A 23,251-nucleotide genomic window follows, 5' to 3' on the forward strand; every position below is an offset into this window, starting at 1 on the left:
CGTGCTGTAGATCGACTGTGGGTAAATTGAAGTAGCGATCGCTTTGGCGTTCCGTCCAGAAACGCATCGATCGGAATCTACGTCCAACCCAGATGTACGATCGCGTTTTGTGGTACGATTTTACCAGTGATTTCAGACCCTATACCGCGCAAAAACTTCCGAGTTTTGCGCCGAGTGCAAATAATATAGTATAACTGAAGATAAAGTACATACTAAATACCTGTGATCAAATCATGAAACACGCAGTCAAAATGCTGGAGCCAACCGATTTATGGTATCTCCAAAATAACATCAACAAAGAAACTAACAAACTTCACCATCCCACTAAAAATATTCCGTTTGTTCAGCAAGTGGAAATTGAGCTTGATAATTCGGGAACGGTAATCCAAAAAGGTGCGTTGCATAGGTGTATCGGTCAATTAACTTATGGCATTTATAAAACCGATAATCGTTTGAGAGATATTTGGGTATCTTTGAAGACAGAAGCGGAATACAATGCTCCGGTTTATAAAGGTACAGGTATGGTTTATCTGGAACCTAGACAAAAAGGTAATTTCCTACATTACACATCCATTGAAATCATAGAAAAAGAACAATGGGAATTTGATGATGGGATATTCCAGTTTTGTTCGGATAATGTAGTTATAGGTGCAAAAAAACTAAAATATCGACAAATGATTGGGTCTAGTGATGGGAGGTGGAGAATTGCGATCGCAGCTTTAGCTGGACAAAAATCTACGGTTGTAGTGGGTACAGTTGCACCAGCTAAGATTGTTCACCTAAAAAGAGGTGAAACTGTGATAGCTGATTATGACTTTGTTAAAGGATTTACAAATGGAATTCAAGAAGATTATCGAAAATTAGGTCATTTTGGTAGAGGTGGTGGAGAAGGTTTTGTTTGGATTTATGAAGGTGAAGGTAAATTATTAGTATCTGAAACTGAGGGTATGGGTTTGGGTTAAATTATTTCCCAATCCCCAATCCCCAATCCCCAATCCCCAATCCCCAATCCCCAATCCCCAATTCCTAATAACTAAGCAAGCATTATGTCGATTCAAGTTTACGGAATACCTAATTGCGGAACCTGTAAGAAAGCGTTTAAGTGGCTCGAAGATAACGACATTAAGTACGAGTTCGTTAACACAAAGGAAAATCCACCAAACCGCGAGATGCTCATTAGTTGGGTGAAAGATCTGGGGTTTAAACCGATGCGTAACACCTCCGGTCAATCCTATCGTGCATTAGGCGATCGGAAAAACTCTTGGACTGATGAGCAGTGGATTGAGGCATTTGCTAAAGATGCAATGCTCCTCAAGCGACCGCTTTTTGTTAAGGATGAAACGGCTGTAATTGTTGGTTTTAGAGACAAAGAAGACTCGATTATATCCATTCTTAATTGTTGATTGTGTAAGCTACGAAGGCAGAAATAATCTACTCCCGCTGAGTAGATATAGCTTGGTCGGCAAAAGTCTACCTTAAGATTCTACCCAGTTCTTAAAAGATTATCTAGGCTGAGATTAGCAAGCAATGGGAAGAAATCTATGACAAGTAATGTTTCTGGTGACATTAACAAGGGTGTTAATGGATCTCTCTGGATGGGCATTCTCTTGATTGTTTTGGGTATTGCAGCGATCGCTATACCTGCTGTCTCGACAATCGTCATTGAAACTTTGGTCGCTCTGATCCTCGTCTCTGCTGGATCTGCCAAACTGGTTTACGCATTTCAAAGCCGCGATAATGGAGGCTTCCTTTGGAAGGTATTGTTGAGTGTCCTCTACGTCGCAACGGGTGTGATGCTGTTTTTTTATCCCTTAACGGGTGTCCTTACACTAACCCTGTTGCTGGGAACTTTTTTGCTGACGGAAGGCACCTTCGAGTTAATCCTGGCATTTCGGTTACGTCCCCAACAGAATTGGACGTGGGTGCTAATTAACGGCATCATTACCCTGGTATTGGGTGCAATGATTTGGTTCCAGTGGCCCTTCGATGCGCCTTGGGCGATCGGCACTCTGGTTGGTGCTAGCGTTCTGTTCACTGGCATTTCACGAGTCATGCTGTCCTTGAATCTCCCTTCTGCACCGAATCAGTCAAATCAAGCTGTTTGAGTCTAAAGTGCTGTAATCTGGCGTATGGTGGGCTTTTAGCCCACTTTTATGGTCAGAAATAGGTAGAACAGAGATTGCGCTTTGCGGTAAAATTCAAGATGCCGCCGTAATTCCAGCGCCCCCTGAACTCCCAACTACAGCCAACAATGAGATTCACACCACTACTGATAATTTTTATCCTGTTGATTTCTGGCTGCGATCGCAAAATTAATCCTGACAGCACTCTCAGTGCAAAAACTGGAGTCTCAGAACAACCAGAAGCGCCTCAAAAGCCAAAAGCTTATACAAAAGAAGCGAAATTGATTGCTGTTGGCGACATTCTGATGCACATGGCGCTGACTCGCTCCGGTTACAATCCCCAAAAGAAAACCTATAACTTTGACCATTTTTTCAAAGAAGTCAAGCCGATTATTGCCACTGGCGATTGGGCGATCGCAAATCTAGAGATACCTGTAGCAGGCCCAGAATTGGGTTATTCAGAATATCCTATTTTTAATGCTCCAGCACAAATAGTCGATGCGGCCAAAGGCGCTGGCTTTAATATATTGACAAATGCCAATAATCATGCTTTAGACAAAGGTGAAAAGGGAATAATTAATACGATTAAGAATATTCGATCGCGTGGATTGCCTTCAGTCGGCACAGCTACTTCGCCCAAGGAAGCAGAGAAGATTTTGATCGTCAAGAAAAACGACATTTCGATGGCGGTTATGGCTTATACTTTTGGCACGAATGGTATTCCTATTCCCAAAGGTAAAAACTATCTTGTCTCGCTGATTGATGAAAATAAAATCATCAAAGATATTGCCAGAGCGAAGAAACAGGGAGCCGATGCGGTCACCATTTCCTTACATTTTGGCGATGAGTATCAGCGTCAACCTAACGCCGGACAAAAACAACTGGTCAAAAAGTTAATTGAATCTGGTGCTGATATTATTCTCGGCTGTCATCCCCATGTTGTACAACCTTACCAAATATTAAAGTTACGCGGTAAAGACGGTAAACCTAGAACCGGAGTTGTCATTTATTCAATGGGAAATTTTATCGCTTATCAGATTGGTTCTTACAAAGATCTTGGGGTAATCTTTTCAGTGAATATTCGCAAACGCTTTCCCGAAAAAACTATCGAAATTACCAACGTCGAAGCGATTCCTACCTGGACTCATAATTATACACTGAATAATAATTTAAATTTTCGCGTTTTGCCCATTGAAGCAGTCGTGAATAGAAAAAACGATCCACTTCTACCAGCTAGTAAGTATCCAGTTCTCAAAAATCAATTGCTTGATATGAAGCGTCACCTCAAATCATTAAGCAGTGATAAATAATTTTGAGTTTTGACTTCGTTAGTACAATCGTCAAATTGTCTGTTTTCATCGTTGGTTAATTTTTTACCACAGATGAAGACAGATGAACACAGATGAACACAGATAAGAATAAGAAGGCGATTTTTTTAGGTAACTAATGTTACCGGATATGAGATGATTTTTGACTTTTCTACACTTTTTCCTTTGCTGGCGGCGTGACTCCCATTTTGTTGAGGATAACTTCCAGTTCCTTTAGCAATTTAAAGTCTGACTGCGGCAGAAACTGACTGCTAGTTCCGAACAAACTATCAGCTACAGAAGGGTTTTTCTCAAGGAAAGCGAACGCCTGTCGAAACTGACGCGGATTTGCGGAGATAGGCGAGTCAAAATGGCAGGGAATAATTCGATCGAAATTCCAGCTCGCTACCTTGTCGGCCCAGTCGATCGCTTCTTTGGGCGATCGGTTGAGAATAAGCGTCTGCAAAATGGGTGCCACAAACAAGCGTCCGTCCCCTCGCAGCGCATCAAATGACTGCTTCCACTCATTTTTCCATTTGAACGGAAACCAACCGAAATACGCCTTCCTAGAGCGATCTTTCCAGACGAATATACATCTGTATTCATCTGCGTTTATCTGCGGTAAAAAATATCCAAAACCTACTTTTACGATCGGCTCTTAGAAGATAGATTTCAAAGATTATGTTGCGATAAACCCATCAAATTGCACAGCTTATAAACTGCTCTCGCTCCAACGTTGGCATCCCACTCATCATCCCCAACTTCGTTGACATCAAAGCCAATAATCTGTCTGCCGCTATGCACAACTTCTCGAAACAAGCAAAAGGCTTGCTCTAGTTCCAGACCTCCAGGGACAGGCGTTCCTGTATTCGGACACAGTTTGGGGTCTAGTCCATCGACATCAAAACTAATATAAACTTGCTGCGGCAGTTCTGCCACCATCTGTTTGCAAAGTTCGAGCCAAGGAACGCCAGCATAAAGCTTTTGTTTCAAAATTGGATCGTAATATGCAGAAATTCGTCCTTTTGACTGCTCAATTATGTTGATTTCGTCTTGGCAGATATCCCGAATTCCCACTTGAACTAACTTGGAAATTTGCGGTAATTGTAAGGCATTAAACATAATCGAGGCATGAGAGTATTGGAAACCTTCGTATGCGTCGCGCAAGTCCGCATGAGCGTCGATATGCAAAATTCCAAAGTCAGGATAATGTTGTGCTAATGCCTGGATCGATCCCAGTGGTACACTATGATCGCCGCCAATTACTGCAACTTGTTTACCTTGGTTTATAGCAGCTTGAGCCATATCAAATAGCCATTGATTTACGGCTTGACATTCTCTGTTTATCGTTTCCAAAACTTGAGATAGTTCTGGATTTTCTTCGACACAGCCGCCTTCTTCCATATACTCGATAATTCTGGTAGCTTCCTGTCTCAATACTTCATTTTTCTGCTGAATATGGGCGGGAATCTCAACCATGAAAATGCCTTGTTTCCAACCATCGGCATTATCGAAATCATAGATATCAAGTTGACGAGATGCTTGTAGAACTCTCGCAGGACCTGCGGCTGTACCTGCGCCATAAGAAACAGTTACTTCCCAGGGAATGCCAAATACAATGATATTGGCAGATTCGTAATCAAATGGTAGTCCTAATAGGTTACCGTTATCGACACCAAGAGCGTTGGGATCAAAGTTTTGCAGGATTTCTTCTTTAGTAGGCATTTTAGGTAAGTTTAGAGAACAACTGACAAAAATTACTTTTTGAGGAGAGTACAGATCAGTTCGCCTGGGCCACTGAACTCGAACGGGACGATCGCTCCATCTTTTTGTATCCTAATGCGATCGCGACAATTATATACCTCTATTGGTCTGGCCACCCCGTCAACACTGACCGATGCCCTATACTCCCAGTAATTTTTAGCACTTCGGTTGATACTGATTATGCAGATTGTGCGATCGTTGGAGTTGCGACAGAACAATGCTTTAGCTGGGAGTGCTACTGCAAACGATAATGTCAATAACAGTACTAAAGCAATATATTTCACAATATCCCAAATTTGTTAAGTAGGTGGGCGTAAATAAACTCAACTCCCAGAAACCCGGTTTCTCCAAGAAACCGGGTTTCTAACGGCTTGACAGTTTTACTTTTAATTATGCCCACCTACTTACCTGCATAGTCAAGATTTGTTTATTTCTAATATATTACGATAGCATACTCGTAATATCCAGATCCAGGATCTCACTTATGGTTATTGCAGCACCAGAACCGAAAACTGAATTTCAGCAACCTCCAATCGGAGAACAGCGGGTTGTGATTCGTGGCATTTCTTGGGAAGCATACCTGCAAATTCTAAACGCGCTTCCCCAAGCGCGTAGTTCTCGTTTGACCTATGACGATGGAGTTTTAGAAATAACAATGCCGTTGGAAGATCATGAATTTTATGGCCGTTTAATTGAGTGCTTTATTCGCACATTAGTTGAACTTTTAGGAATGCGAATAAAAACAATGGGTTCAACGACGATGAACTATCCCCATTTGAAAAAAAGCGCAGAACCAGACAACGCTTACTACATTCAAAATCAGCCATTAGTCAAAGGTCGCAATGTCGATTTCTCCCAAGATCCGCCACCAGATTTGGTTGTCGAAGTAGATATTACCCATACCGATATTCAGAAAAACCAGTTCTACGCTAGCATAGGAGTGCCAGAGTTTTGGCGATTTAACGGTAAGGTGTGGCGAATTTACCAACTTCAGGAAGGTGTTTACGTTGAAGTCGAAGTTAGCCCAACGTTTCCTCAAGTGCCGAAGGATCGGCTGTATACGTTCCTAGAAGAGGCGAAGAACGATGAAATTGAGGCAATTCAGTCGTTACGATCTGGCTTTTTCAGCTAATCGCTTTTATCCGATTGAATTGCCAGAAAATGTAAAAGAGTTACTTTTAGCAACATTTTGTTAACATGAAAGCAGACCAACGTATACTGCAATTACCCACAACTAGCTACTAAAAAATGGTATGTCTATTCTGAAAATTAATCGCCAAACTCTGTACGAAAAAGATTACCTGCAATGGATACAAACCACTCTGGAAAAAATCCGGAGTGGTGACTATGTGAATGTGGACTGGGAAAATTTAATCGAAGAAATTGAAGATATGGGGAGAAGCGAACGGAAAAGTTTAAAAAGTAACCTGATTGTGGTTTTTCTCCATTTACTCAAGTGGCAATTCCAACCTGAAATGAGGAGTGGAAGTTGGGAAGGTAGCATTATCGAACATCGCCGACGTATCAGGGAATCTATAGACGATTCACCCAGCCTTCAAAACTACTTAGAAAGCATTTTTCCCGAATGCTATCTGCAAGCAGTCAAGCAAGCGAAAGCTGAAACCAGATTACCATTAGAAACATTTCCCCAGCTATGTCCGTATGATTTAGAACAAGTAGTCAGTGATGAGTTTTTGCCAGAGTGAATTTAAACATCAGTTAACCTCAAAACCAAGCACCAAATAACGCCACAAACCTAACCGAATTGCCAATTCTATCATCCCGTTACATTGGCAGAATCCTTTCTACCTATTTGATCGAATAAGCGCCGAAATATAGGGTGAGTTGGCAGTGTATTCCTGGTGATAAGTAGGTGGGCATAATTAAACGTAAAACTGCCAAGCCCTTAGAAACCCGGTTTCTTGGAGAAACCGGGTTTCTGGGAGTTCAGTTTATTTACGCCCACCTACTTATCTTCTTTCAATGTTAAGTTATAACCATTACTATTATTCCATTAATTCATCGCTCATAACTTCACCGGGATAAAAGCGATCGCTCAAAATTTCTTCTAAGCTATAAGGGCAACTTTCTGGAAATGTCTTCAACGGCAGGTTTGTTTCTCCCGCCGCTAATGCCATTCCTTTAGTATAGGCTATCTGGAGAGTTTCTTCTAGATAAGGTTTAAGACTAGGATTTTCTTTGAGCAACTCTAATACATCGATACGCTGGATGCGAATTGTATTCAACCAACTACGACTGCGTTTTGATACTTGATATTCCCATTTAAGCAAATGCCCAATCAAAATACTCAAGCGATTCCGCAATTCCGCACGCTGTTGTTTTCCCAAAGATTCAATCTCCTCAATTAAATTGGGCAAGTCAAGCTGATTCCATTGCTGAAATTTGAGCAATTTCGCTTGTTCTTGCGTCCAGGCATAGAAATCAGCTTCATAAAGACTTGGCATTAAAGTTTCTGGTGTTTGTTCGGTTTGTGGTGTTTGCATAAAATGGTGATAACATAAATTTTTGCGATCGCATTTATCCCGCACTAGAGATGACTTCTCCAATTTCTTTAGGAGTTGCACCTATAGCTAGCATAGCTCGGATAAGTAATTCTATCGAAACGGAAGCATCGGCATTTTCAGCTAATGCAATACGTGGCTGACTGGAGTGGATTTTTTCTGCCAATTCAGATTGAGTCATTAGCTTTTGTTGTCGCTCTTTTAAACTGCGACTGAGGGCTAATTTAATTTCAATTAAGGCGGTTTCCTCTGGTGTCAGTTCTAAAAATTCGGAAACCGTGCCAACTTTCCAGCCCTTTGCTTCTAGACGTTCTCTTTTAGATCGCTCCATATCACTATTCCTCTCTAATATAGCAACAGGAGAACTAAGAAAATGACGAAATTTAAGTATCAAATGGTGATTCAATGGTCTGATGAAGACAACTGTTTCTTAGTGGGTTTTCCTGATTTTCCCGGACAGCGTTGGCGGACTCATGGCGATAGTTATGAGGAAGCTTTTGCCAATGGTACTGAAGCTTTGGAGTCGCTAATTTTGGCTTATGAAGCTACTGGCGAACCACTTCCAGAACCAATTACTTTGATTACGCACTAACAACCCGCGTTCGAGCTTGCGAACGAGATTTAGGCTTAGTTTTCACGACAATTTCTACATCTCGACCTAAAGCATTTAAGAAGCGAAACAGCCCTACAGTTGAAAAGCTAGATAACTTTCCGTTTATAAGGGCAGATAATTTTGATTCGTCAATCCTTAAAAGTTCTGCTACTTCAGTCTGTGTCATCTTTTGCTTGCTAATTATGCTGCTAATTTTACGGGCTAGTTCCGCTTTCACAAGTAATTCATCAGCGTTTTCTAAACCCAAATCAGCAAACACATTCCCGCTACTTGCTTGTACTCTGATTTCCTCAGTCATATAGTCCTACCCCAAAAACAACTTATATGCCGGATTATTACTTTCATCCCAATAGCGATATCCCAGCGTATCGAGAAATGCCTGCCACTCTCCCATTTCGTTGGGCGGAACTTGCATTCCCACAACAATTCGCCCGTAGTCTGCGCCGTTGTTGCGGTAGTGGAACATACTGATATTCCAATCGGGACTCATAGAACCGACAAACTTCATTAATGCACCCGGACGTTCGGGAAATTCAAACCGATAAAGCAATTCGTGATTAGCGAGAGAAGAACGTCCGCCCACCATGTGGCGCAAGTGCAATTTTGTTAATTCGTCATCAGTTAAATCAAGAGTTTTGAAACCGCAAGCTTCAAAGCTTTCTACCATTTTTCCAGCATCGGCACGGTTTTGAATTTGCACGCCAACAAAAATATGTGCTTCTTTTTCGTCAGCAATGCGATAGCTAAATTCGGTGAGGTTGCGTTTGCCAAGACATTCGCAAAACCGGCGAAGACTGCCAGGTTTTTCGGGAATATTGACGGCATAAATTGCTTCGCGGCGTTCGCCAAATTCTGCTCTTTCTGCGACAAAACGGAGGCGATCGAAATTCATGTTAGCACCGCAGGCTACAGCAACTAAGGTTTGTCCCTGGATTTGTTCTCGTTCTACGTAGGCTTTGGCACCTGCGATCGCTAAAGCACCTGCTGGTTCTAAGATCGATCGCGTATCCTCAAACACATCTTTAATCGCCGCACAGGTATCATCCGTATCCACCAGAATAATTTCATCTACGTATTGCTGACACAGACGGAAGGTTTCTTCCCCCACTTCCCGCACCGCAACTCCATCCGCAAATAAACCCACCTGCGATAAGCGCACCCGATGTCCAGCTTTCAAAGATTGATACATAGCATCCGCATCCACTGGTTCAACACCAATAATCTTGATGTCAGGACGCAACCGTTTCACATAAGCGCCAATCCCAGAAATTAAGCCACCACCGCCGATCGCCACAAAAATAGCATGAATCGGTTGCTGATATTGCCGCAGAATTTCCATGCCGATCGTACCTTGTCCGGCAATTACATAAGGATCGTCAAACGGATGAATAAAAGTCAACCCTTTTTCCGCTTCCAATTGACGCGCAAAGGCATAAGCATCGTCGTATGTATCACCATACAGCACCACCTCTCCCCCACGCGCTTTAACCGCGTCCACCTTCACTTGAGGCGTAGTTACTGGCATCACGATAATCGCTGTTGTCCCCAGCTTACGGGCACCGAGAGCGACTCCCTGAGCGTGGTTTCCCGCAGACGCAGCAATTACACCCTGTGCTAGCAAATCTGGCGACAAATTTGCCATCTTGTTATAAGCGCCCCGCAGCTTGAAGGAGAAGACAGACTGCATATCCTCCCTTTTGAGCAAAAGTTTGTTATTCAGGCGTGCAGACAGGTTGGGGGCGTATTCCAGGGGCGTTTCTTGGGCAACATCGTAGACACGGGCAGTGAGGATTTGTACCAGGTAGTCGCAAAGCATGGGGTGAAGGGGTGTGCGAAGGGCGGATAAAAGACAATTTTACGCTACTTGCGGCGCTGTTCTGTGGGTGTGGTTGGCGATTAGACTTGTGCGAGAGTGCGATCGCATTACCCAGTCCCCTTTACCGGACACAACCCGCGCCCCCTTTTATCGCATGAAAACGGAACTGTTGTCGGAGGGCAAGTACGACGAACACGGGAACCACCGCGTTCAATCTATCAAAATAGTGAATTCCTTTAACAACTTATGTCGGAAGAACCTCTATCTAAGGAACGATTTGACCGATGAGCCAGATGAAGTAAAAATAGAATGCTAAATCTCATGAAGATTGTATTCTATGAAACTGAATGATTTTACGAAACGGCTTTCAGTTGTAGGACGCTGGATAGCTACAACTCTGTTTTGTCTTTCCGCGATCGCCTTCGTTTGGCAGGGTGCGTTTTTCTCGAACACCGCCGCAATAGCTGCTCCTGCTGTAAACTTAATCGCAGCAGCAGATGCTGGCTCTAAGGTTCAGGAGAAAGCCAGCGAAGATGCTGGAAGAACCAAGAATTTCATTCAAGATACGGCTGATAAAGTCAAGGATACCGCAAATAAAAATGCCGATCGAGTTGAGCAAGCAACGGATGACAATGGTAGTTTCGTTGAGCGTAAGGCTAAGACAGATGCGGCTCGAATTGAAAAAAGAGCAGATGAAGATTCGGCTCGGACTCAGAAAGCAGTAGACAACACCAAAAATGCTATTGAACGCACTGTTGATAACATCAAGGATGTTTTTAGCAAGTAGATACTAGCTTGAAAGGTCAATGTACATTGTTTCATTCATTGCATTTACTTGAACTTGAAGGATCGATGTACATTGATTGGCTTGTGGCAATTCTACTTTGGTGAACAGATCTCGGAACGTAGAGGATAATTTTAACCGGGCATTATTGACGTTTATTATGCTAATTTATTCAGTCAGTAAATAGCTATGTGTAATAATTTCTTCTCTGCAACGGTGATAGTCTCCTGGAAAAGGTTACTGGAAAATGTAAGTTCATCGGTAAATTTTCTAAAAGCTGTGTTATAAAAACTGCGAAGGATAAAGTATATGAAGGTACTCGGAGCTATTGGAGAACAAACAGGTATTCTGCAATTTTTGAATTGTCCCAGAGTTAAATGGCATTTCGGATGATGTAATTCTTGATGATTGTCTGGATCGTAATCGAATCTAATTGGTACTGGTAATATATTTTTTGCTATTATATCTGCATATATTTCGTCATTTTCATAAAGCTCTGGAGCGTTTTGGAAGTCTTCTAAAAAGGGTGATGGGAAGAAGGCAAGTCTATGTGAACTTAAATTATTTTTTTCATAAGTATACATAAACTGTATTAAGGCACCATCAATCATTTTAATGTTATAGTTTCTATTTTTGTCTAACTCGTTATACATCTCTTTGTAATCAACATTTTTTAATACTATTGAGAGATCCTGCATATCAGAGTATGCTATTTGGCAACTATTCTTGCCAATATTTGTAGATGAAGGAAAATTTTGTGTAACTGATAAACCAATTGATATTAATTTTGTCGTTACTGTCGCAATTTCGTTGTAAATAGATCGATAATCAGTCATTAGACTAATGCAAAAAGTTGGTTTTAGTTTAAGCAATTCAAGCGTTAAAGATTCTTTTTCAGAGACTCTTTTTGTTAAAGGAGCTTATCTCTTAATCGGTTCAGTATATCTTGAGGCAAGTCGTCTTTATGGATTTCACCTTTATCAAGAGCATCAGCAAGCTCTCTTAGGCTCTTTTTTTGCTTGGCTATCCGCTCACGCTCCTTGGGATCTCTATTAATAAGATTCATTTTTCTACGTTCTTCTTCTGTAGGATAGGTGAAATGGAGAACAAAGTTTTCTCTCCTAACTTTCTCAAATTCTTCCACTAAACCTCGCATATTGTCGCCATAACCCAATACTCTTAACCAAGCTTTGCTTCTTGTCATGGCAGTAAATAAGATATTCCTTTTTCTGGCAAGCTCTAACCCAGAGAAACATTCATGAGCATTTATAAGATAAATCATTGCAGCTTCATTTCCTTTAGCTCTATTTATACTTGTAAAAGTGATTGTTTCTTCACTAAAAAAATCATCGGGCGAAGTGGTTACTCCAGCCAGGTTAGAGTTAATACCCTTTTCAAATAGTAAAGCTCTAGCCTCTCCAACAGCGCCCCTCGTTGTAAGGGGGTCAGAGTGAATAACCATTATATCGTCACCCTTTAATTCTTCTTGCCTAATATTCTTTTCTATTTGATTGATCAACCATTGTATTTGTTCTTGGTTATTATTAAATGATTTAAATATAATCAAGTCTTCAACCTGTGAATGAGATTCGAGGAATTTGGGACTTGTGTTGCTAGTTCTAGCAAGCTGTACAAACTTTCCATCTTCCAGGGTTCCTTCTTCTACTTCATAACCAATGTCTCTCCATAAGCCAGCATTTTCAAACATCTGGATTAATCCTTGATTCCTATAAATTCCAAAACCTAAAGCGTGTGCAGAAGTTAGTATTGGACGAGAGTTTCTGTAGCATTTTTCTAATATAATGTCTTGTTTGGGTTCTCCTGGTATGTTCTGAAGTTGAACTCGTGACTTACCATTAACATCCTCACCAAAAATGACTTCTGGTGATTCCATTGTCTTTTTATTCAGGTTTTGTAGCTCATCATAGGCATAAACTATTCTTTTTGGTTCCTTCAAAATTTCGTAACAAAGCCGCAAAAAATGTTTAGAAAAGTCCTGCGCTTCATCAATTAGTATTGCATCATAATAACGTTCAAAAATTTTTATTTTATTAAGAGCTTCCTCACAAACTGTATCAAATTCTTGACCAAAGGTATTTGCCAGTGTTTTTGCTGTATTTAAATCTCTATATTCAATATTATGCCTTTTACACACTTCATAATAAATACCTTCCATTGACGGACTTCCCCAAGCATGAATGATTTTGATTTTTTCCCAGTTTGGTTCTTCGCTTGTATGCTCAATAGTAAAAGTATTTATAAGTTGCTTAAACTGACCTTTCAGGGAACGGGTATTAAAAGTGATGGCAATATCCCAATCAGGATGTTTCGCGTGTAGATATGCCACTTTAAGAGCTAGAACTATGGTTTTCCCCGATCCAGCAAGACCTCTAATTCTCTGTACACCTTCGACAGTTTCAATTACGGCAGCACTTTGATTTTTGTCTAAGTTTGCAATAGACTCTTCGAGTTTTTGGAGTTTGGCACCCCTAGAATTCTCTTGCTGAACATAGCTACGCTGCTTCCTTTTCCTTATGGAAGTCATAGCTTGTATTACTGAGTTAAGGCTCTCAAAATATTCTATAGATTGCCACTTTTGAGAATCCAAATATTCTTTTAGAGCGGACTCATCAATGATGATTGTATATTCATCTGAAAGATGATCGGGTTTACTACTCCAACCTGGTGCAAATGTTACGACACCGATTTCCACCATTAATTTCCTTTTGCTCGTGAGAGATTTATGCTGAAGTAGTTTTGATTGTATTTTATTTACACTTTCGTCCTGTGCTTCTTCCACGTTTATTTTGGTGTTAGTCCCCTCAATAATATTGAAAATAACAACTCCATGCTCTCTGGATACCAGAAGAGCATCAATTTGATAACCGCCCTGAGAGGTTCCTATTATCGGATACCCTATATATAAGCTGCCATCGATATCGGATCTATTCTCAAAGTATTCAGCTAGTCTTCTAGATGAAACTGGTTTATCTACATCACCTCGGATAACGTTAACCATAAGATATTGGTTTGCTTGAAGTAACTATTGCTATTATACTTCAAATTGGAGCAATTGCAAGGAGACGTTTCCACTCTGCGGATGTTTCAAGAAACAAAGCAATAGCCATTGCCGTAAGTTGCGTTTCCTGCGTCAACCCAACATATTTTGTGGTGCGATCGCCTATCGCTTTCTAGATCTGCCTATCATTAATGGGTTGATAATGGTGTCTCGCCGTCCTTGTTGCAATTGTAACTCACCCTGAACTACAGGTGATGAGGCTAGAGCGATCGATCTCCTCACCGCCGACGCCCCAGTCCCGCTTAACGACGCCCTAGTCTGGAAATGCGAGCCCTGTGCGAGGATCGCGAATATATAAGCCGAGAACCAATGATTCCATCACCGTATCCCATACTGGGGTCAGGCGTTCTGCATCGTCCACCCAGTAGTCAAAAGTAATCAAGCACTGAACTCCAGAACCTAGCCCAATACAGATTCGGGAATAAGCTTCGCGGTTTTCTTGAGGATCGATAAATTTGAATTGAGTCCAAACGATGCGGGCTGTTTGGCGCTTGAGTCGAATAATTTCGCCTTGCTCGATCGGATTCCGCTCATCATCCCGCACCACCTGCTTTAATAGGTGAACCAGCGGAAAATCTGCCCATTCCCCAGGCGGTAGTAAATTAAAAGAAGCTTCTAAGCGACAATCATCGTTCGGTGGCTTTTTATCTAGAAACCGGAACGACTTCGTATCCGGCTCAAAATGCCAATCTTGGGGGACATCGAAGCGCAACGCCCCCCGCCCCGCCACAAAGATCCGAGTTCCTGGCTGTGATTTCCAATTGTGGTCTTCTTTTAGCTCTAGGGTTTCTTTGATCCATTGGAGATTGTGCTTTTTGCGCTTGGACATAACCCCTCCATTGTTGAGATATTTCTGATTTTGCCGTAGGTTGGTCTATTACTATAACCGACACAAACGCTGAGTACTTATACTAGGTAGTTGTCAAACGTGGGGTCAACAGGTCTGTGAAGGGCCGATCGAGTCCCTTTTGATTTTAGCAGGATCGTGATTCATCCGATGAAAATGGATATGCCGTCGGTCAAAAAGTGAAAGTTTGGGATGAAAATCGAGAGGAGTCGTATTCTGGGACAATTGAGAAAATCCAAGGTCAGCAATACTTTATCAATTAGCAACTTGAGTTCCTTAGTAAAAAACATGAATTTAAAGGATACAAAGACAAATCTATTTCGAGTTATCAAACTTATATCTGTGGTTCTCATTGCCAGTGCCATTGGATTGGAAATAGCGAATATTTATGGATCGATCACCAACAGCAGAATGCCAAGCTTTCTAAATCCAGTCTTTTGGCTCGATCGGTTTGCTATAACAGCTCATTTGGTTGAGGCAATTATAGCAGCTTATTATGCAGAATCAATCAAACAAATGCCGATAAAATATGGGATTTATACTTTTTTTGTGGGCACAGTTGGTTTGTTAGAACTGATTGAAAATCTTCAAGCAGTAGATGAGACAGAAACTAGATCTCATTCTTAAAGGCAATATGACCGACTCGTAGCGTAAGCATTAATAGCAATCCATGTATCAAATCGCAGGCCCGATCGAATGTAGAAGAGACAAAACACAATACTTATCTCCCATCTGAATCGGCATCGCTTCTATATGGCAGTCAATCAAACCCCAACCCAAGTGAATTGTTTCCATGCCGCTATAAGGTTGTCCGCTGACATAAGTGTGGGAAATTAGCGAGTCGTGAGGAATAGACTTATCTTTAGGAATAAAGCCCCCAGTCCAATCTGGAGTCTGAGTTCGCCACCAAACCCGCAGCTTCTTTTGAGGTTGGGAGATGGTAGCAGAAAGTCCCCTCACTTCTCTTGGTTTGAGGGCGCAATGCCACATCACTAGAGCATAATTCCCAGAACCCTGCTGTATCATTCGCACCAAAGTTGCTAAAAGCGATGTTTGGTAGAGTGTCGCCAGAACTCTCCCCGCACTCAGGGAAATTCCCACCTCTTTCAACCGAGGTAAAAAAGACGACTGGGGCATCAGTAAATCTGCTGCACCGCGATCGCACAATCGTTCTTTGTGCTGTCCGCTCCAATTCGGCAGAAAACTGCCAATCCTGACTTGTTCGTGGGCGTCGAACAGCAGTTCCATCAATTCGTGCCCTTCGGTGAAGCGCTGGCGCACGATCGGGTCATTCTCTTTAATTAAAATGATTCCCGTGCGGCTATCGACCAAAATGCCTTGCTGTTCGTCTAGAGGCGCACGCAGAGGTGTCGGGATGCCAAAGTGTCGGTAGATGCACTCTAGATCGATCGGCGGTCGATCGCTCAACCCCGATTCGCAGCGCAGAAACTCCACATAGCCGAACAGATCCTCCTCGCTACGGAGTGCGCCGTAGCCAGACAAAAACGCCTCTCCCGGATGGCGGTAGGGTTGAGCGGGTGGTGGAGCCTCACGCACTATTCATTTTCCAACGGTCATCTTGATCACGTTATAGAGCAGTTCCCATTTTTCCGGTGTGGTGGGTTGCTGTCCTCGGTATTTTAAACGAGCCAGCATGATCGTGTCATCGGCAGGCAATCCCGCAGATTTGGCAAATTCAGCCAAACTGAGGGGAATATCTGCCATTTCTGCTTGTGTTACCGTTGGATCGCCTTTGAGCCCCAAAATGGAAGTGAGTTTCTCCATTAGTTGCCAGGAGAGGTTTGTGGCTTGTCCCCGTTCGATTTGGGACAGGTAGTTGCGGGAGATCCCGACTCGATCGGCTAACTCTTGCTGGCTCAGTTTTTCCTGGAGGCGGCGATCGCGGACTTTCTTTGCAAATTCATCCATATACAGTCAGGTGTGAGCGGTGCGAAATCAGGCGTGACCAGGCTTTGACAACTAAAGTTTACAAATTGTGTCTTTACATCTTGCATAAGCGGCAAACTGGTGTTAGAGTAGTAGACAAGAAATGCAAACCACAGTTTACATCCCAATCCTACTCTAGCAGCAAAAATCATAATATGACTCAAATTGCAGCCAAAGACAGCAAGGCGAAGATTCTTGATGCGTTTCAACAAATTATCAGTCAACGGCAAAACGTTGCATCGCGAGTCGCCACAAAAGAGGAAGAAGCAGAGAAGGAGAAAAACCGCACTGTTCTGGAAACGGTTTCTCAATACACCGCAGATACGATTGTGCGGGGACTGGCGGATCTGCAATTGGAGTTTGGTAATACTATTACCGGACTTTCGACGCAGTTAACGACGGAAACCACCAAGCTGGACGACTTAAAACAAGCGATCGCAGCTGAGAACCAAAATCTGCAAGAACTCCAGCAAACCCGCGTAGTCGCCGATGCGCTTTATCTGCTGACTCAGGAACATCAGGAGAATTTGCGCTTTTTGCAAGAACGATCGACGAACGATCGCGAGACATTAGAAAAAGAAATTGCCCAATCGCGGAAAATTTGGCAGCAGGAACAGCAAGAATTTGACGTCACTCTCAACGAAAACGGCGAACTGCTGCAACGCGATCGCACGAAGTTGGAAGAAGACTACGGGTACGAGACAGAGCGATCGCGCCAAATTGCCAGAGATAAATATGAGGAAACCAAGCGGCTTCTTGAGCGGGAAATTCAAGAAACAACTCAAGCTAAACAGAAAGATTGGGCGGAACGCGATCGTATTTTGGCAGCAAATCAAAACTTATTGGCAGAATATCAGCGCAAAGCCGCAGCATTTCCCAACGAAGTGGACGAAGCGGTTAAGAAATACAGGGAAGAAGGCATTCGAGATGCTAATCAAGAAGCCAAAGTCAAGGCGGACTTATTAGAGAAAGAGTGGGATTCCACTAAGCAAGGGTACGAGTTACAAATTCAATCTCTAGACGCGAAAATTCAGAAGCAAACGGAACAAATTACCGAAATTTCAACGCAACTGCAAACAGCATTGCGACAAGCTCAAGATTTGGCAATGCGTGCGTTTCAGAATTCGTCAAATCGGGTTGCGGCAAAAGGGGAAAAATCTGAGTCATAAGTAGGTTGGGTTGAGGTACGAAACCCAACCATAATCAGAGTTACAAAGATGTTGGGTTTCACTTTGTTCAACCCAACCTACAGACTCTTAGAATGAATGCAAAGTTTGAGGAAATTCGTATGTCTGTGACACCCACCATCAAAGTACCGCCGTTGGAAAGTGGCGATCGCCTTACCCGCCCGGAATTTGAACGCCGCTACCACACCATGCCCAATCTCAAAAAAGCTGAATTAATCGAAGGAGTTGTTTACGTGGCTTCACCTCTACGCTTTGCCAGCCATGCCGAACCACACAGTTTAATCATCACCTGGTTGGGAGTTTACCGTGCTGCTACACCTGGAGTTCGTTTGGGGGATAACGCTACCGTTCGGCTAGATGCAGACAACGAACCGCAACCCGATGCACTACTGCGTTTGGAACCGGAAGCAGGCGGCAAATCTCGAATTACCGAAGATGACTACGTAGAAGGCGCACCTGAGTTAATTGTAGAAGTTGCTGCTAGCACTGCTGCATACGACCTCAACGACAAACTCAAAGTTTATCGTCGCAACGAGGTACAAGAATATCTGGTGTGGCAAAGATACGAAAATCGCTTGGATTGGTTCAGCTTAAGGGAAGGCGTGTACGTTCCGTTTACAGCCGATGAAACGAGGATAATTCGCAGCCAAGTGTTTCCCGGTTTGTGGTTGGCAGTTTCCGCCTTGCTAAATGGCGATTTGGCAACCGTTCTGGCCCAGTTGCAGAAAGGATTGGCGACTGCGGAACATGAGGAATTTTGCGATCGCTTGCGAAACCCTTAAACCAGCTACTCTATCTCTTCGATTTCAATTTGCAAACACATTTCGCGAATATTCTCTATCGTGTCTTCTGCCGAAACTGATTTTTTGATAAGTAAAAACCGAGAACCAATTTTTCTGAGATGAAATGGAATCTTTTGAGTGGGAATATCCCAGTCAACACCACCATCTGCTAAACCTTGTCCTTCTATGCGCTCAAGAATGACTTTGGTATTGCCGCCATTCAGGTGCATCAAAACGCGCACTGGTTCTCGAAAGTAATTTGACATCGAGCTTACGTCCATGACAATGAATCGTAGGGTGCGTTCCCCTGTCGCTAACGCACCGAATCTCGAACACATTCTAACAATGGTGCATTAAGCTTTGCCTAACGCACCCTAGAAAATCTCACATTTATCAACTGGAGTTCACTTATGGCTATCAAACGTCCCAACGAAAAGAGTACAAAGGCTGAAATCCTCACTGCATTTGATGAATTGTTGAAAGAAAAGAAGGAATTAGAGACACAACTAATGCAAAAACCAGAACCAAAAACTACCCAGCCAAGTAGCAATAATAAATCTACATCTACAGTGGAAGTTCCCATCAAACCTGTTCAATTGAGTCAGCAAAAAATGGAATCGATTATTGAGGGATTGAATCTACTGCAATTCAACTTTGGCGGTGCAGTCAGCGATTTGTCGGAAAAGTTGACGCTGGAAGCTTTTAAACTTCAGGAAGTGCAGCGAAAAGTAACAGAAGAAAAGCAACAGTTGGAAGCTTTGCACAATTTGCAAGCAACCGATGGTAGTTTGGATGAATTAATTGAACAGTACGAGGATAGTTCCAAAACTTTTAGTGAGGAACAGCGCCTGCGTCAAGAGGAAGTTGAACAAGCAATAACCCAGTCAAGGAAGGCGTGGGCAAAGGAACAGGAAGAACGCCGCCGCTTTATCAAAGAACGCAATGAAACCCAAAGCAAAACGCGCCAACGGGATGATAAAGAATATACTTACGATCTGACTTTGCAACGTCAACTTTCAAATGAAGAATACGAACAAGAGAAGAAGCGGTTGTACTTGGAACTTGACGAATTCAAGCAAACTGAGGAGAAACAATGGGCAGAACGAGAAAAAGCGATCGCAGAACGCGAAACTCAATTTAACGAACTGAAAGCGAAAGTTGAAAATATGCCCAAAGAATTGGAATCTGCTATCAAACGTGCCAAGGATGAAGGTAAAGGTATCGCTTCCCACCAAGCCAAGGTGAAAGCCGATTTGATTGCTAAAGAAATCGAAGGTTCTAAGCGCAATTACGAAGTGCGAATTCAATCGCTGCAAGAAACTATTCAAAATCAAGATACTCGCATTCAAACTCTCTCCAAACAACTGGATGCTGCTCTCAAACAGGTGCAAGATTTGGCGGTGAAGGCGATCGAAGGATCGTCGAATATCAATTCTTTCCAAGCTGTGAAAGAAATTGCGATCGAACAAGCGAAGAATCAGAACAAAGTCAAGTAGATTTAAAATTTCAGATTTCAGATTTCAGATTTGTGTTTACATCTGAAATCTACAAACCTTGTCAGGTGAGTGAGGTAGAGAGAAACCGGGTTTCTTGGAGAAACCCGGTTTCTGTTACTCCACTTAAGGCAAGAGAAAACCGCTATAAGATTCAAAATGGAGATACTGATGAAATTTACCAAAATTGATTTGAGCAACATTGTAGGAGTCTGTCACGATGATGATTATCTGGGATTAGTTATCGATAGGGGAGATAGCATAGATGTGATTGAAATTCCGGCACCTCTTGCTGCTTATGAAGGACTTGTGCAATTGAATGCAGTTGTTTCTGATGACTGTTCTGATTCGGTTGATTTTTACGATCTGCCGGGTGTAGAAAGGGAACTTCATATCCTACCTGTACATTCCACAATGGCAAATGCTGTGGGATACGATCCGGATAATCACCTATTACAAGTTGAGTTTAAGAACGGCTCGGTTTATCAATATGAGGATGTGGATGAAGAAACTTGGGAAGCAATGAAAGTCGCTGATTCAACTGGGCGATTTTTCAATCGGGAGATTAAAGGAAACTATTTTTCTCGTCGTCTGGAATAACAATTAAAACTGCCGCGCTATTAGAAACCCGGTTTCTTGGAGAAACCGGGTTTCTGGGTGTTTAATGAAGTTATTAACGCAAGTTGCTAGTTATATAGTTGAGGCTGGTATTAGGTACGTTGTGGCGCTTTAGCGCTCTTATTATAACTTGGATAAGAGCGCTAAAGCGCAACAACATACCTGGAGAAACCGGGTTTCTGGGTATTCAGTCAACTCTGTGCTTGGCTACGCTTGATTAAAGAGTACAATTCTTGCTGCATCTGAGTACAAACTGTCTCGTAGCAGACATCAACATACTCGCGATCGCTTGCTGCATCCCTACCGTAACGTTCAAAAATAATCGGAGGACAAACACGAGTATGAATAGTTACAGGTAATGGAATATGAGGGAGAGGGCCGATCGCCAATCCCCAAGGCAATCCCAGATAAATCGGAAAGACAACTGGATCGATATCAAACAGCCAAGGCATTCCCCACTCGTGTAGCTGCTGCATTTGTTTGTAAATGTCGGTCAGAACTATCAAAGTATCGTGAGCGCCGTGGGAAATGACAGGCACAATTGGCACTTCCTCCCGCAACGCTAGCTTAATAAACCCTGTGCGTCCTGCAAAATAGATTCGATCGCGCAACTGATGCGGTCGAAAAACATCTTCCGCGCCACCGGGGTAAACTAGGACACTTGCTCCTTGGCGCAAAGCTGCGATCGCCATTTTAGGATGTGCCATAATAGCTCCCGCTTTTTCAGCCATTTGCGCGATCGGCAAAGAAACCTCCCACACACGGGGGTGCATCAGACCGTAGACAGGCCGTTCATACCCAAAACGTCGAAACCAGTCATACATCATCATAAACATATCTGGGGCAGCCAGTCCCCCATTATGGGAACCTACCAACAGAACTTTTTCGTGAGGTGGGATATTGTGCCAGCCGCCGGTTTGAACCCGAAAATAGTGGTGATACAGCCAGTCCCACAGTGGCATTAGAGATTCGATTACTTTTGGCTCTCGTCGATCTAAAGACCATCCCGGTCTGGCTTGAACGTTATTCTTTATACTCATCAAGATATGGTAGCAGGATCGCTAAGACTAAGACAATATCGATGTTAGTACACCCGATCGTGAGTCTCAAATAAGATCGATCGTTGCTCAAATTTTAAAAGTCGATAATATAATTATAGTCAAAGTCTAATCAAATCTTCAACAGTACCAGCACGAACTCTTTAATATTTGGGAATTTCAACAATGAATAAACTACTCTTTTCCGGCGTGCTTATAACTACGATTTTTTTGGTTCAATTTTCATCTTTTGCACAATCATTGCCCAGACTGCGGCGAAATATGAACTACGCACAAGCCAGGACTCTATTAATTCGACGAGGCTGGCGACCTGTAGTTAATTCCGAACAAGTGAATAATCCAAATCGCAGCGGTGTGATTGATTATTTAATCAAAAAAGGCTATCCAGAAGTTGTCGATTGTTCTGGAACTGGATTAGGGCTTTGTCTGTTTCAATTTAGGAATGCAAGAGGGCAAACTCTCTTTGTCTCAACGGCAAATAACCAGCCTAGACAAGAAAGCACAATCTATAACTGGAGGGTCGAGTAAACAGTTTTATTCAATCCTAAGAATTATCAATTGATTGGGTATCTAAAATTTCTCGGATTCTCTGCCGAAATAATCGGACTGCACTTCTCTGTCCCCTTGTCCGACTTTGTTCGATGAAACTGGGAATTTCAGTAATTGGTAGAAAGGGAAATGCTAAACTGCGATCGCACTGTTCGTATCCTCCCTCAACTCTTTGATAAACCAAAAGCGTTTTTTTAGTGTATCGCCACAGTTCGGGAACGCCTAAAGCGGAATAAAGGGTTTGTTTATTAACAGAAGAACTGGTGTAATCTGATTCGATCGCCAAATCTGGTGGGGGATCGCTAGGAAGAATTATTTCCTCTCTTCCTCTAACTTGCGATTCGTTTTGAATGTAAAAACAGGAATCAGGTTCGATCGCGTTTGTTAAATCTTCCCGTTCCAGCGTTAGCGACCCAGCTTTCAGTACCTCAATACCGAGTTCGTCTGCAATTGCTTCTACAAAACTCTCTAGCAATCCCTTGGGAACTTCGTGTTCTAATAACGGCATTCTAATTTCCAACACTCCTCGATCGTAAGCAATTCTCCAAGCGCGATCGTCTCCTACTTCTGCCATCAATTTTTTGTAGGTTTCCCAGGTAACACCTTTCATCACCACTCTGGTTTCTTTGACGTCTGCGGGAACGGGTTGTTTGACTAAAGTTTTGTCTGTTGCTATCATATCCACTGCTCTTTGTCACGAATTTGCTCATTACCATTTTATCGACGATCGCTCTTGACTTACTCTACCAAAAAGTTAGCGCT

General features: G+C 42.6%; 30 protein-coding genes. 15 read left to right on the forward strand and 15 right to left on the reverse strand.

The window, feature by feature from the left end:
* Positions 1–233: 233 nt before the first annotated feature.
* The 4 genes from LAY57_RS18380 (at position 234) to LAY57_RS18395 (ending at position 3,433) form a co-directional block, all read left to right on the forward strand.
* Positions 234–962, forward strand: coding sequence for an AIM24 family protein (locus tag LAY57_RS18380; protein ID WP_249068268.1), 729 nt, complete (start codon positions 234–236; stop codon positions 960–962).
* An 84-nt stretch (positions 963–1,046) separates the two neighbouring features.
* A complete protein-coding gene (locus LAY57_RS18385) occupies positions 1,047–1,403 on the forward strand; it encodes a Spx/MgsR family RNA polymerase-binding regulatory protein (protein WP_249068269.1) in 357 nt (118 codons plus the stop codon).
* A 138-nt stretch (positions 1,404–1,541) separates the two neighbouring features.
* Positions 1,542–2,105 carry an HdeD family acid-resistance protein gene (locus LAY57_RS18390; protein ID WP_249068270.1) on the forward strand — a complete coding sequence of 188 codons (564 nt, stop codon included), beginning with the start codon at positions 1,542–1,544 and terminating at the stop codon, positions 2,103–2,105.
* Positions 2,106–2,251: 146 nt separating this feature from the next.
* The gene (locus LAY57_RS18395) at positions 2,252–3,433 is read left to right on the forward strand and encodes a CapA family protein (protein WP_249068271.1); all 1,182 of its coding nucleotides are present in this window, start codon (positions 2,252–2,254) and stop codon (positions 3,431–3,433) included.
* 169 nt (positions 3,434–3,602) lie between these two features.
* Here LAY57_RS18395 and LAY57_RS18400 read toward each other — a convergent pair whose 3' ends face one another.
* From LAY57_RS18400 to LAY57_RS18410, 3 genes are read right to left on the reverse strand one after another with little or no spacing between them, the layout of a single operon-like run.
* Complete coding sequence (locus LAY57_RS18400; RefSeq protein ID WP_338022440.1) at positions 3,603–4,082, reverse strand: DUF4336 domain-containing protein; 480 nt, start codon at positions 4,080–4,082, stop codon at positions 3,603–3,605.
* A gap of 20 nt (positions 4,083–4,102) precedes the next feature.
* Positions 4,103–5,155, reverse strand: coding sequence for an agmatinase family protein (locus tag LAY57_RS18405; RefSeq protein WP_249068272.1), 1,053 nt, complete (start codon positions 5,153–5,155; stop codon positions 4,103–4,105).
* 32 nt (positions 5,156–5,187) lie between these two features.
* Positions 5,188–5,478, reverse strand: coding sequence for a hypothetical protein (locus LAY57_RS18410; protein WP_338022439.1), 291 nt, complete (start codon positions 5,476–5,478; stop codon positions 5,188–5,190).
* Between the two features lie 200 nt (positions 5,479–5,678).
* Between LAY57_RS18410 and LAY57_RS18415 the strand changes: the two genes are divergently transcribed.
* Together LAY57_RS18415 and LAY57_RS18420 are read left to right on the forward strand one after the other, a co-directional pair.
* Entirely contained in the window at positions 5,679–6,326 is a 648-nt protein-coding gene (locus tag LAY57_RS18415) for a Uma2 family endonuclease (RefSeq protein WP_249068273.1), read from the forward strand.
* 121 nt (positions 6,327–6,447) lie between these two features.
* Entirely contained in the window at positions 6,448–6,900 is a 453-nt protein-coding gene (locus LAY57_RS18420; RefSeq protein WP_249068274.1) for a DUF29 domain-containing protein, read from the forward strand.
* A 300-nt stretch (positions 6,901–7,200) separates the two neighbouring features.
* On the opposite strand, the gene LAY57_RS18425 is transcribed toward LAY57_RS18420, so the two are convergent.
* Both LAY57_RS18425 and LAY57_RS18430 read right to left on the reverse strand, forming a co-directional pair.
* Complete coding sequence (locus LAY57_RS18425; RefSeq protein WP_420839102.1) at positions 7,201–7,779, reverse strand: DUF29 domain-containing protein; 579 nt, start codon at positions 7,777–7,779, stop codon at positions 7,201–7,203.
* On the reverse strand, positions 7,733–8,047 hold the full coding sequence (locus tag LAY57_RS18430; RefSeq protein ID WP_249068275.1) for a helix-turn-helix domain-containing protein: 315 nt from the start codon (positions 8,045–8,047) through the stop codon (positions 7,733–7,735). Before LAY57_RS18430 ends, LAY57_RS18425 begins: the two co-directional genes overlap by 47 nt.
* 42 nt (positions 8,048–8,089) lie before the next feature.
* Between LAY57_RS18430 and LAY57_RS18435 the strand changes: the two genes are divergently transcribed.
* Positions 8,090–8,308 (forward strand): type II toxin-antitoxin system HicB family antitoxin, encoded by a 219-nt coding sequence (locus tag LAY57_RS18435; RefSeq protein WP_249068276.1) that lies wholly within the window; start codon positions 8,090–8,092, stop codon positions 8,306–8,308.
* Here the strand turns inward: LAY57_RS18435 and LAY57_RS18440 are convergent.
* On the reverse strand, positions 8,298–8,627 hold the full coding sequence (locus LAY57_RS18440; protein ID WP_249068277.1) for a helix-turn-helix domain-containing protein: 330 nt from the start codon (positions 8,625–8,627) through the stop codon (positions 8,298–8,300). The two genes, LAY57_RS18435 and LAY57_RS18440, sit on opposite strands and share 11 nt — an antisense overlap.
* Before the next feature lie 6 nt (positions 8,628–8,633).
* Entirely contained in the window at positions 8,634–10,145 is a 1,512-nt protein-coding gene (gene ilvA, locus LAY57_RS18445; RefSeq protein ID WP_249068278.1) for a threonine ammonia-lyase, biosynthetic, read from the reverse strand.
* Between the two features lie 13 nt (positions 10,146–10,158).
* Between ilvA and LAY57_RS18450 the strand changes: the two genes are divergently transcribed.
* Together LAY57_RS18450 and LAY57_RS18455 are read left to right on the forward strand one after the other, a co-directional pair.
* Positions 10,159–10,461: a hypothetical protein gene (locus tag LAY57_RS18450; RefSeq protein WP_249068279.1), complete on the forward strand. Its 303-nt coding sequence runs from the start codon at positions 10,159–10,161 to the stop codon at positions 10,459–10,461.
* A 21-nt stretch (positions 10,462–10,482) separates the two neighbouring features.
* The gene (locus tag LAY57_RS18455) at positions 10,483–10,932 is read left to right on the forward strand and encodes a hypothetical protein (RefSeq protein WP_249068280.1); all 450 of its coding nucleotides are present in this window, start codon (positions 10,483–10,485) and stop codon (positions 10,930–10,932) included.
* Between the two features lie 173 nt (positions 10,933–11,105).
* On the opposite strand, the gene LAY57_RS18460 is transcribed toward LAY57_RS18455, so the two are convergent.
* The 3 genes from LAY57_RS18460 to LAY57_RS18470 all read right to left on the reverse strand — a co-directional run bounded on the left by LAY57_RS18460 (position 11,106) and on the right by LAY57_RS18470 (position 14,837).
* Positions 11,106–11,765: a DUF2290 domain-containing protein gene (locus LAY57_RS18460; RefSeq protein ID WP_249068281.1), complete on the reverse strand. Its 660-nt coding sequence runs from the start codon at positions 11,763–11,765 to the stop codon at positions 11,106–11,108.
* A 74-nt stretch (positions 11,766–11,839) separates the two neighbouring features.
* Positions 11,840–13,948, reverse strand: a complete 2,109-nt coding sequence (locus LAY57_RS18465; protein ID WP_249068282.1) for a DEAD/DEAH box helicase — start codon at positions 13,946–13,948, stop codon at positions 11,840–11,842.
* 313 nt (positions 13,949–14,261) lie between these two features.
* Positions 14,262–14,837 (reverse strand): Alr1449 family protein, encoded by a 576-nt coding sequence (locus LAY57_RS18470; protein WP_249068283.1) that lies wholly within the window; start codon positions 14,835–14,837, stop codon positions 14,262–14,264.
* A 210-nt stretch (positions 14,838–15,047) separates the two neighbouring features.
* Here LAY57_RS18470 and LAY57_RS18475 point away from each other — a divergent pair, with 210 nt between their 5' ends.
* Complete coding sequence (locus tag LAY57_RS18475; RefSeq protein WP_249068284.1) at positions 15,048–15,482, forward strand: hypothetical protein; 435 nt, start codon at positions 15,048–15,050, stop codon at positions 15,480–15,482.
* Between the two features lie 48 nt (positions 15,483–15,530).
* On the opposite strand, the gene LAY57_RS18480 is transcribed toward LAY57_RS18475, so the two are convergent.
* Together LAY57_RS18480 and LAY57_RS18485 are read right to left on the reverse strand one after the other, a co-directional pair.
* On the reverse strand, positions 15,531–16,412 hold the full coding sequence (locus LAY57_RS18480) for an ImmA/IrrE family metallo-endopeptidase (RefSeq protein WP_249068285.1): 882 nt from the start codon (positions 16,410–16,412) through the stop codon (positions 15,531–15,533).
* 3 nt (positions 16,413–16,415) lie between these two features.
* A complete protein-coding gene (locus LAY57_RS18485) occupies positions 16,416–16,784 on the reverse strand; it encodes a helix-turn-helix domain-containing protein (protein WP_249068286.1) in 369 nt (122 codons plus the stop codon).
* 173 nt (positions 16,785–16,957) lie between these two features.
* On the opposite strand from LAY57_RS18485, the gene LAY57_RS18490 reads away from it, so the two are divergent.
* Positions 16,958–17,971, forward strand: coding sequence for a coiled-coil domain-containing protein (locus tag LAY57_RS18490; RefSeq protein ID WP_249068287.1), 1,014 nt, complete (start codon positions 16,958–16,960; stop codon positions 17,969–17,971).
* A 92-nt stretch (positions 17,972–18,063) separates the two neighbouring features.
* A complete protein-coding gene (locus LAY57_RS18495) occupies positions 18,064–18,771 on the forward strand; it encodes a Uma2 family endonuclease (RefSeq protein ID WP_249068288.1) in 708 nt (235 codons plus the stop codon).
* Positions 18,772–18,776: 5 nt separating this feature from the next.
* Here LAY57_RS18495 and LAY57_RS18500 read toward each other — a convergent pair whose 3' ends face one another.
* Positions 18,777–19,037: a hypothetical protein gene (locus LAY57_RS18500; RefSeq protein ID WP_249068289.1), complete on the reverse strand. Its 261-nt coding sequence runs from the start codon at positions 19,035–19,037 to the stop codon at positions 18,777–18,779.
* 144 nt (positions 19,038–19,181) lie between these two features.
* Here LAY57_RS18500 and LAY57_RS18505 point away from each other — a divergent pair, with 144 nt between their 5' ends.
* On the forward strand, positions 19,182–20,267 hold the full coding sequence (locus LAY57_RS18505; RefSeq protein ID WP_249068290.1) for a coiled-coil domain-containing protein: 1,086 nt from the start codon (positions 19,182–19,184) through the stop codon (positions 20,265–20,267).
* Between the two features lie 168 nt (positions 20,268–20,435).
* Positions 20,436–20,864, forward strand: coding sequence for a KTSC domain-containing protein (locus tag LAY57_RS18510; protein WP_249068291.1), 429 nt, complete (start codon positions 20,436–20,438; stop codon positions 20,862–20,864).
* Between the two features lie 209 nt (positions 20,865–21,073).
* Here LAY57_RS18510 and LAY57_RS18515 read toward each other — a convergent pair whose 3' ends face one another.
* The gene (locus LAY57_RS18515) at positions 21,074–21,922 is read right to left on the reverse strand and encodes a lysophospholipid acyltransferase family protein (RefSeq protein WP_249068292.1); all 849 of its coding nucleotides are present in this window, start codon (positions 21,920–21,922) and stop codon (positions 21,074–21,076) included.
* A gap of 183 nt (positions 21,923–22,105) precedes the next feature.
* Between LAY57_RS18515 and LAY57_RS18520 the strand changes: the two genes are divergently transcribed.
* Positions 22,106–22,468: a hypothetical protein gene (locus tag LAY57_RS18520; protein ID WP_249068293.1), complete on the forward strand. Its 363-nt coding sequence runs from the start codon at positions 22,106–22,108 to the stop codon at positions 22,466–22,468.
* Positions 22,469–22,484: 16 nt separating this feature from the next.
* Here LAY57_RS18520 and LAY57_RS18525 read toward each other — a convergent pair whose 3' ends face one another.
* Positions 22,485–23,168, reverse strand: a complete 684-nt coding sequence (locus LAY57_RS18525) for a Uma2 family endonuclease (RefSeq protein ID WP_249068294.1) — start codon at positions 23,166–23,168, stop codon at positions 22,485–22,487.
* Positions 23,169–23,251: the final 83 nt, after the last annotated feature.

The organism is Argonema antarcticum A004/B2 (assembly GCF_023333585.1).
In the GTDB taxonomy this organism is placed as follows: Bacteria; Cyanobacteriota; Cyanobacteriia; order Cyanobacteriales; family Aerosakkonemataceae; genus Argonema; species Argonema antarcticum.